Below are 9010 nucleotides of genomic sequence, written 5' to 3' on the forward strand. Positions count from 1 at the left end.
CGCTTATCCTGCCAGCATCGTTGCCGCCTGACGGTACCACATCGCCAGATAGGGCGGCACGTACAGACCCAGCATCAGGCCGAGCCCCAGATGCACGAACACCGGCAGCAGCGCCGGCCGGTGTTCGAGCGGCGTCGCCGTCGTCGTTTCGCCGAACACCATCCGCTGCACGCGCGCGAAGATCGCCGCGAACGCGACGGCGAGCCCGAGCAGCAGCAACGGCGCGGTCCACGGGAGCACGTTCATCGCCGTCGTCAGGATCAGGAATTCGCTTGCGAACACGCCGAACGGCGGCAGCCCGAGAATGGCAAGCGCGCCAAGCATCAATGCCCAGCCGACCGTCGGGCTGACCTGCAGCAGCCCGCGAATGCCGTCGATCGCCTGCGTGCCGGCCTTTTGCGCGGCATGACCGACCGCGAAGAAGATCGCCGACTTGACGAGGGAATGGACCGTCATGTGCAGCAATCCGGCGAACGTCGCGATCGGGCCGCCGAGCCCGAACGCGAACGTCATCAAGCCCATATGCTCGATCGACGAGTACGAGAACAGGCGCTTCACGTCCTTCTGCCGGAACAGCGAGAACGACGCGATCAGGACCGACGCGAGCCCGAACCCGACCAGCAATCGCCCCGGCAGGCCGTTGCCGAGCGCGCCGTCGGCCAGCACCTTGCAGCGCAGCACCGCATACAGCGCGACATTCAGCAGCAGGCCTGACAGCACCGCCGAAATCGGCGTCGGACCTTCGGCGTGCGCGTCCGGCAGCCAGCTATGCATCGGCACGAGGCCGACCTTGGTGCCGTAGCCGACCAGCAGAAACACGAAGGCGATCGACATGATCGTCGGATCGAGCTGCGTCCTGATCGCGGCCAGGCTCGTCCACAGCAGCGCGTCGCCGTCGGTCAGTTGCCGGCTCGCGGCAAGATACAGCAGGATCGTGCCGAACAGCGCCTGGGCGATGCCGACGCCGCACAGGATGAAGTATTTCCATGCGGCTTCGAGGCTCGCGGCGGTGCGGTAGACACTGACGAGCAACACGGTGGCGAGCGTTGCGGCTTCCATCGCGACCCACAGCACGCCGACGTTGTCGGTCAGCAGCGCGAGCAGCATCGCGAACATGAAGAGCTGATACATGCTGTGATAGAGCCGCATGCGCGCGGCGGTCATCCTGCCGCGGGCTTCCTCGATCTGCATGTAGGGCCGGGAAAACAGCGATGTCGTCCAGCCGACGAACGCCGTGAGCGCCACGAGATAGACATTGAGCGGATCGACGAAAAACGCGCGTCCGAATGCGAACGACGGACCGTGCTCGACGGTGCGCGCGGCAAGCACCAGCGTTGCCGCGAACGTCAGGAAGCTGAAGCCGATGTTCAGATGGCGCGCGACCCGGCTCGGCCGCACGCAGGCAAGGCATGCTGCTCCCGCGAGCGGCAGGCCGAGCACGGCGAGCACGACGTGGGCGTCATTCATCTTTGAGTTTCTCGAGGTGATGGATGTCCAGGCTGTCGAACTGCTCGCGAATCTGGAACATGAAGATGCCCAGGATCAGGATGCCGATCAGCACGTCGAGCCCGATGCCGAGCTCGACGATCATCGGCATGCCGTTGGTCGCGGCAGCCGCCGCGAAGAACAGCCCGTTTTCCATCGACAGGAAGCCGATCACCTGAGGAATGGCCTTCGCGCGCGTGATCATCGCCATGAACGACAGCAGCACGCATGCGAGCGCAATGCCGAGCGTGCCGCGTGCGACCGATGTCGCGAGCTGGCTGATCGGTGCCGCGACATTGAACGCGATGATGACGAGCACGATGCCGATCAGCAGCGTGGTCGGGATATTGATGAGCGGCTCGACGTCGGTCTTGACGTCGAGCCTGCGAACGAGCCGATACAGGAACCACGGGATCACGCCGACCTTCAGCACGAGCGTCAGTCCGGCCGACACGTAGAGGTGCACGTCGTCCGTGACGAAGCCGAGGATCAGGTTCGCCGACACGAGCGCGACACCCTGCAGCGTATAGAGATGGATCAGGGACAGGATCCTGCGCTGGCTCAGCATCGCGAACGACAGCATCAGCAGCACGGCCGCGAGGAAATTGATCAGTTGTGTCGCGTAGGCGTGCATTCATGCTCCCAGCAGCAGATGGACGAGCATGCCGATCACGGCCAGCAGGAAGGCGGTCGCCAGGAATTCCGGTACCCGGAAGATGCGCATCTTCGCGTTGGCCGTTTCGACCACGGCGAGCGTGACGCCGCCTGCCGCCAGTTTGACGAAGAGCACTGGCACGGCCAGCAGCAGCGCAACCGGATCGCCCGCATTCGCGATGCCCCACGGCACGAACAACGCGAGACCGATGCACGAATACGCGAACAGCTTGAGGCTTGCCGCCCACTCCATCAAGGCAAGGTGCCGTCCCGAATATTCAAGGATCAGCGCCTCGTGGATCATTGTGAGCTCGAGGTGAGTGGTCGGATTGTCGACCGGCAGTCGCGCATTTTCGGCCAGCGCGACCAGTGTGAACGCGATGCCGGCGAACGCCAGGCTCGGATAGATCGTGAGCTCGCCACGGCCGAGTGTCGAGACGATGCTCGTCAGCAGCGTCGACTGCGTAATCAGCGAGGCCGACAGGAGCACCATCAGCAGTGCCGGCTCCGCGAGGAAGCCGATCAGCATTTCGCGGCGCGCGCCGAGCGTGCCGAACGCCGTGCCGACGTCCATCGCCGCGAGCGACAGCGTGACGCGCGCGAGCGCAAACAGGCCGACGAGCGCGATTGCATCGGCGGCGGGCGATAGCGGCAACTCCGTCGACAGGGTTGGCACGATCGCGCACGCGAGCGTCATGGCGGCCCAGACGACATAGGGCGCGCCGCGGAACACGGCGCTTGCGCCGTGCGCGATGACCGATTCCTTGTTGAACAGCTTGTGGAGCATCCGGTACGGTTGCCAGATGGACGGCGCACGCCGGTTCTGAAGCCAGGCGCGGCATTGGTTGACCCAGCCCGTGAGCAACGGCGCGGCCGCGATCGCTATCACGATTTCGAGAGTCTGCGAGATGACGCCGGACAGGGTTACCATCGTCTCACCAGCATCAGAAGCACGATCAGCACGACGAAACTGTATGTCAGGTAAACCGCGATCTTGCCCGTCTGCAGGCGGCCCACCAAGTCGGCGGTGCGTTGCGTCAGTGCCGCGATGCGCAAGTAGAGCGCGGACCAGGTGCGATCGGTCACCGACACCCGGTAGGCCGGCTGTGCGTCGAATGGCGATGGCAATTGCCGTTCGATGTGCAGCAGCGGGGCGAAGATTTCGCGGATCGGCTGCCCGAATCCTTCCGCCGTATCCTGCATTCGCGCGGTCGTGAACGGGAAGCCGCAGCCCCACGGCGCCGCGCGTCGCAGCCGGCCGTGATAAAAACGCCGCACCAGCACCCACGCGAGTCCGCAGCATGCGATGAAGAACAACATGAAAGCAGCCGGCATGTAGCTCGCGCGAGCGGCCGACACGGGCGCGAACAGCAGCCAGCCGTGATTTTCCGCGCCGACGCCGGCGCCGACCAGCGTGTGCGTGACGCGATCCAGCAGCTTGACGAACTGCGCTGGCATCAGCCCGAGCAGCACGCTGGCGGTCGCGAACCAGCAGAACGCCAGCCGTTCCCACGTGTTCGCATCGCGGGCGCGGTTCAGCTTCGCTTCTCTCGGTTGCCCGAGGAACACGATGCCGAAGAACTTGACCATCGTGTAGCCGGCCAGCGCGGCCGACATGGCGATCAGCGCGGCGGCGATCGGCACCGTCATGGCGAGCACCGAATCCGGCAAGCCTGGCGCGAACAGGAAACTCTGCAGCAACAGCCATTCGGCCGCGAAACCGCTGAGCGGCGGCAAGCCCGCGCTCGCCGCGACACCCGCGAGCACCGCCCATGCGGTCCAGGGCATGAAGCGAATCAGTCCGCCGAGCTTGCCGAGGTTGCGCTCGCCGGTGGCGTGGAGGACGGCGCCCGTACCCAGGAACAGCAAGCTCTTGAATGCGGCATGCGCGACGATCTGGTAGAGCATCGCGGTCAGTGCGAGCGCGGACAGGCTCGGCATCCCGTATGCGCGAAACAGCACGGCAAGACCGAGTGCGACGATCATCAGGCCGACGTTGTCGATCGACGAATAGGCGAGCAGGCGCTTCATGTCGGTCTGGATGGTGCTGAACACCACCCCCAGCAGAGCGGTGCTGATGCCCAGCACGAGGAGCAGCACGCCCCACCATGCGATCTGCACGTGCAACAGGTCGAACAGGGTGCGCAGCAGGCCATACAGGCCGACTTTCAGCACGAATCCGCTGAGGAGCGCCGAAACCGGCGACGGTGCCGCGGGATGGGCCTCCGGCAGCCACACGTGCAGCGGGAAGATCCCTGCCTTCGCGCCGAACCCGACAAGTGCGAACAGGAAGGCGAACGACGCGGAGAAGGTATCCAGCGACTGCGCGCGCAGGTTGGCGAAGGTGTAGTCGCCGGTGCGCGCCTGCAGAATGCCGAAGCAGAGCAGCAGCGCGAGCGCGCCGACGTGCGAGATCAGAAAATAGAGATATCCCGCCCGGCGGATCTCGCCGATCCGGTGGTTGGTCATCACGAGAAACGTCGCGGATAGCGTCAGCGTCTCCCAGGCGACCATGAAAACGTATGCGTCGTCTGCGATCAACACCAGTGCGATGCTTGCGACGCAGACGTGGTATTCGAAGCAGATCAACCCGGGCGCGGATCCTTCACCCTTGCGGAAATAGCCGGCTGAAAAGGCGCCGATCCCCGTGCTGACGAGGCCGAGCACGAACAGGAAATAGCCGGACAAGCGATCGAGACGCAGATGAAAAGGCAGGCCGGGAAGCCCGATCGGCAGCACCGCCACAGACGGTTCGGCAAAGATGCCGGAGAGGCCCGCCGCGCCGGCGAGCAGTCCGACCAATGCGCCGAGCGGAAAGAGGCCGTGGGCCACCAGTCGCGTGCGACGCAGCGCTCCGAGCCCCAGCGTGCCGACCGCGAGCCACGCGGCCACGGCCAGCAGGACGAAATGGACGACCGGCACGGGTGCCATCCGGAATGTCTCCAGTACGCTCGGGTTGGACGACGTGGTTGGAATGGCCGCATCTCCCGCGACGTATTCCTGCCCGCATTATGACACCGAAAGGCCAATCCCGATAACGAGGTATGATAATGTCGTTATCATTAAAGTCTCATGAATCCTCGGATGGAACGGGCACGCGTGGCGGTTTGTCGCGGCGCTCCGGGTTCCGCCCAGGGCGTCGTTGTCCCCCGATCCGGGCGAATGAGGGAAGATCCTATGCCTGCGCAGTACTTCCGAGGCCTGACGGGAAAACACCGTAGCGCGGCCGCGAACCGCCAGCTCGGGTTCTCGCTTGCTTTTGTTGCCGGAGCAACCAATGCCGGCGGTTTCCTCGCGGTCAAGCAATACACGTCCCACATGAGCGGGATCGTGTCGGCGATTGCGGATCAGACGGCGCTTGGCGACGTCCGGCTTGTGCTGGCCGGCGTTGGTTCGCTCGTGTCGTTTCTGGTTGGCGCCGGCTGCTCGGCGGTGCTCGTCAACTGGGGGCGCCGCCGCGGCCTGCAGAGTCAGTATGTACTGCCGTTGCTGGTGGAAGCCGCGCTGCTGCTCCTGTTCGGGCTGCTCGGCAGCCATCTCGCGCTGTGGGAAGCGTTCTTCATGCCGGTTACGGTCATCTTGCTGTGCTTCATCATGGGGCTGCAAAACGCGATGATCACAAAGCTGTCGGGGGCGGAAATCCGTACGACGCACATGACGGGCATCGTGACGGACCTCGGCATCGAACTCGGCAAACTCTTTTACTGGAATCGCTCGAATGCAGACATGCACGCGCATGCAGTGATCGCAAACCGCGCGAAGCTCAGGATTCACGGAACGATGCTGGCGTCGTTCTTCGTCGGCGGGCTGGCCGGCGCAATCGGCTTCAAGCATGTCGGCTACGTGTCGACCGTGCCGCTTGCCGCAGCGCTCGTCACGCTGGCGATCGTGCCCGTTGTCGACGACGTGCTTGAATATCTCTATCGACTTGACCGCAGGTCGTGAGCCGGTCGCCGAGCCGGATCAACACGCGTGTGCCGCATGTTCTCCGGTGCTGTAGGCAAGGGCCGGTGCATTATAATTCGATTAGCATATTTGCCGACTCTATCCTGCAATGGAAACGAAAACCGCACGCTTGACCATCCTGATCGATCCCGCCAAGAAAGAAGCGTTCGACATGCTCTGCGCGGAGCAGGACCTGACGCCGTCGCAAGTCGTGCGGCAGTTGATTCGCGAGTATCTCGAGCAACACGGCGTGAGCTACAGGACGAAGAGCGCGCTCGGCAAGCGGGTGAAGCGAAGCGCGGGCTGAGCTCGCAAGCCGTCTAGGCGTCGATTTCCCAGTGTGCATGCCCCTGCGCATGCCAGGTCAACCGCTTTGGATCGAGGCGTTCTCCCTCTTTCATGCGCCGAGCGGTTGACGACAGCTTGAGTTCGCCGGCAAACGCGAACGAGAGCGCGCGTTCGAACAGAACTTGCCTCGATGGCAAACGAAGCGACCCTTTCCAGGCGAAGGCGACGAAATTGCTGTCGTCGTCGCATCGGACAACCGCATACGAAGGGCCGAACACGGAGGCCAGGCGCTCGATGTGAGCGGGCAGCGACGGGTCGTCGTCCGCCAGATTGATCGCGAGCACTCCGGAATCGCTCAATCGCTCGCGACAGGCGGTAAAGAACGCGATATCCGCACACCGGCTCGGCATGCCTTCCGCGACGAAGGCATCCAGCAGGATCACGTCGGTGTGGACATCCTCCCGTGTCACGTACTCCGCGCCATCTGCACAGATCACCTTGAATCGAGCGTCGTCTGCCGGAATCCTGAACACGTCGCGTAGTGCGATCACTTCCGGATTGATTTCGACCGCGTCGATGGTCACGCAGGGCAGATGCCGATAGCAGTACTTTGCCAAGGAGCCGCCCCCGAGCCCGATCATGCACATATGTCCGGCAGCCGGGTGCAGCAGCAGACATCCCATCATGGTTCGCGTATAGCCGAGCGCCAGTTTGTCGGGCGTGCGCAGCGACATGAAGCTTTGGGTAGCCTGGTGATCGAAGTGCAGCGAGATTGCGTGCTGCGTCTCCAAAACGTACGGTCGTCCGTCATGCAGCGGGGTCGACAGAAATTCGACGAACGCATCGTAGGATGTGCGGTCATGCTCCATGCTCGATCGATCCGGGTAGTCAAGTTGTAGGTGGGGGGCGCCTGCAGCGAACAGCAACGACAAGCGGGTTCGCCGTCGGTGGGCGCACGACGTCACATTTTCTTGAGACAGCACGCGTTGAGCATGAAGCTGCCCATGTCGGTCTTGCAATCGACTTCGCGATCTCCGCCGACGAGGCGGATGCCCTTGTCCTCAGTGCCCGTCTCCAGCGTGATCGACGAACCCTTCACGCGCAAGTCCTTGATCAGCACGACCGAATCGCCGTCCGACGGCACGATGGCGTTCATGTCCTTGACCGCCAGCTCGACCGATTCGTCAGTGGATTCGGTGCCGGTGCCGCCGGCCGCCCATTCGTGACCGTAGTCCACGCACAGGGGTAGCGCGCCGTCCGGGTCTGTGTCCTGCATCGCGCGCTGCGGGCAGGCCGCGGCAGGGTTCATTGCGACTTTCATTTGGCAGATTCGGGCCGTCAGGGGAAAACGGGCGTTCACTTTCATCACCGAGGTTGCCATCGTGCCGTCGGCTCGCTCAGCGTAAAAAATGCACACTGTATTATAATGCCATACACATTTGCTTATTGCTGTCTTATAATCGAATCTTGCCGCCGATCGCCGGAGTTGGGGGCGGATTCGCGGAGGTAGTCGACATGTTCGATCTGGATGGGATGCTACTGCTGCCCGATCGGCGGTCCGTATTCCTGTCGGAGGTCGCGGGAAGCCGGGGGCTTATCGTTGTGGGCGTCGGACGTGGTGGCGAGCGAGGCTTCCAGATGGTCCACCGCTTCCATGAGGCGGCTGAACGGCTCGCGGCCGCCGGTATCCATCTGGCCTTCGTTTATCCGAGGGAATCGGCTCGGCACGTGATGGATCCGATCTCAGTGGCCAGTGCGCGGTTCCGGCACCACCCGAGTCTGCTTCTCGATGCAGATGGCTGCTGTTTTGCGCTGGGCGTGCCTCCTCGATTGCTCAACGCCGTGTATCTGAGCAGCGAGATGAAGCGTCTCGCCGGTTTCGAAACGGACGTGCGCGACGCGGCATGGGAAATCGAGTTGCAGGCGTTTCTGATGGCCTGCCAGGTCGCCCCCTCCCACTGAATACCAGGGCCTGTCGCACGGCACGCGCGAAGAACATGAAAACCGTCGTCTATTTTGCGTGCCACTTGTCGATCTCCCTTCATGCGTGCGGCTTCCTCGGTCGGGGGCGCCGCAAGACGTTCGTCGCGGAAACCGAGCACCTCGTCTCACTGGACTTTGGCGGTCGTGGCATGTCTCAGTACGCATCGAGGTCGGCGTCAGTTGCGACGGGCACGCCTGAGGGTGTGCCTTGCCATTCGAGTTCCAGACATACATCACCCTTGACCATGATCAAATCTTTGGAGACGCCATGAGCGATAAGGAAACTTCGACGGTTCCGACTCTTTCGACATCCGCGATCTGGGCGCTCGAGCGCCTTGCCGATATTCGTTATGGTCGCGATACGCCCGCGCTTGGCTGGTCCATTACCCGAGAGCTCATCGGCGCTGGATTCGTGCGCTATCCGACGAACGGTCGCGGAAGCGTTTCGATTACGGCAGCCGGGCAGACGTTCCTGAAAAATCGGAAGTAGTTCTTATCGATATCGCTCAGGAATCGCACGGTCGCGTTGATTCAAACATCGTTCATGTTGTGGGCGGTTGCGTCTGATATGAAAGGCGCCAACGCGGAAGTACGCGACTGCGGATTGCTGTCGCGCGCGAAGATGAAGAAACGTATCGCTGCGGACATGACAAAG

10 protein-coding genes are annotated in these 9010 nt (G+C 63.1%); 4 read left to right on the forward strand and 6 right to left on the reverse strand.

Annotation, left to right across the window (positions count from 1 at the left end):
* Positions 1–3 precede the first annotated feature (3 nt).
* From ACT2FV_RS12955 to hyfB, 4 genes are read right to left on the reverse strand one after another with little or no spacing between them, the layout of a single operon-like run.
* Positions 4–1467 carry a hydrogenase 4 subunit F gene (locus tag ACT2FV_RS12955; protein ID WP_444504034.1) on the reverse strand — a complete coding sequence of 488 codons (1464 nt, stop codon included), beginning with the start codon at positions 1465–1467 and terminating at the stop codon, positions 4–6.
* Positions 1460–2119, reverse strand: a complete 660-nt coding sequence (locus ACT2FV_RS12960) for a hypothetical protein (RefSeq protein ID WP_059602509.1) — start codon at positions 2117–2119, stop codon at positions 1460–1462. The genes ACT2FV_RS12955 and ACT2FV_RS12960 overlap by 8 nt, the downstream gene beginning before the upstream one ends.
* Positions 2120–3070, reverse strand: coding sequence for a respiratory chain complex I subunit 1 family protein (locus ACT2FV_RS12965; protein ID WP_124625383.1), 951 nt, complete (start codon positions 3068–3070; stop codon positions 2120–2122).
* A complete protein-coding gene (gene hyfB, locus ACT2FV_RS12970) occupies positions 3064–5070 on the reverse strand; it encodes a hydrogenase 4 subunit B (protein ID WP_444504035.1) in 2007 nt (668 codons plus the stop codon). Before hyfB ends, ACT2FV_RS12965 begins: the two co-directional genes overlap by 7 nt.
* 246 nt (positions 5071–5316) lie before the next feature.
* On the opposite strand from hyfB, the gene ACT2FV_RS12975 reads away from it, so the two are divergent.
* Together ACT2FV_RS12975 and ACT2FV_RS12980 are read left to right on the forward strand one after the other, a co-directional pair.
* Complete coding sequence (locus ACT2FV_RS12975) at positions 5317–6084, forward strand: YoaK family protein (RefSeq protein ID WP_059602518.1); 768 nt, start codon at positions 5317–5319, stop codon at positions 6082–6084.
* 109 nt (positions 6085–6193) lie between these two features.
* Positions 6194–6391, forward strand: a complete 198-nt coding sequence (locus tag ACT2FV_RS12980; protein ID WP_069228003.1) for a ribbon-helix-helix protein, CopG family — start codon at positions 6194–6196, stop codon at positions 6389–6391.
* A gap of 13 nt (positions 6392–6404) precedes the next feature.
* On the opposite strand, the gene ACT2FV_RS12985 is transcribed toward ACT2FV_RS12980, so the two are convergent.
* Together ACT2FV_RS12985 and ACT2FV_RS12990 are read right to left on the reverse strand one after the other, a co-directional pair.
* Positions 6405–7241 (reverse strand): spermidine synthase, encoded by an 837-nt coding sequence (locus ACT2FV_RS12985; protein ID WP_444504036.1) that lies wholly within the window; start codon positions 7239–7241, stop codon positions 6405–6407.
* A gap of 92 nt (positions 7242–7333) precedes the next feature.
* Positions 7334–7681 carry a zinc ribbon domain-containing protein YjdM gene (locus ACT2FV_RS12990; protein WP_444504271.1) on the reverse strand — a complete coding sequence of 116 codons (348 nt, stop codon included), beginning with the start codon at positions 7679–7681 and terminating at the stop codon, positions 7334–7336.
* A 206-nt stretch (positions 7682–7887) separates the two neighbouring features.
* On the opposite strand from ACT2FV_RS12990, the gene ACT2FV_RS12995 reads away from it, so the two are divergent.
* Positions 7888–8334, forward strand: coding sequence for a hypothetical protein (locus ACT2FV_RS12995; RefSeq protein WP_151049268.1), 447 nt, complete (start codon positions 7888–7890; stop codon positions 8332–8334).
* Between the two features lie 289 nt (positions 8335–8623).
* Entirely contained in the window at positions 8624–8845 is a 222-nt protein-coding gene (locus ACT2FV_RS13000; RefSeq protein ID WP_082728952.1) for a hypothetical protein, read from the forward strand.
* The last annotated feature ends 165 nt before the right edge of the window (positions 8846–9010 follow it).

Source organism: Burkholderia sp. PR2 (assembly GCF_052372875.1).
In the GTDB taxonomy this organism is placed as follows: Bacteria; Pseudomonadota; Gammaproteobacteria; order Burkholderiales; family Burkholderiaceae; genus Burkholderia; species Burkholderia diffusa.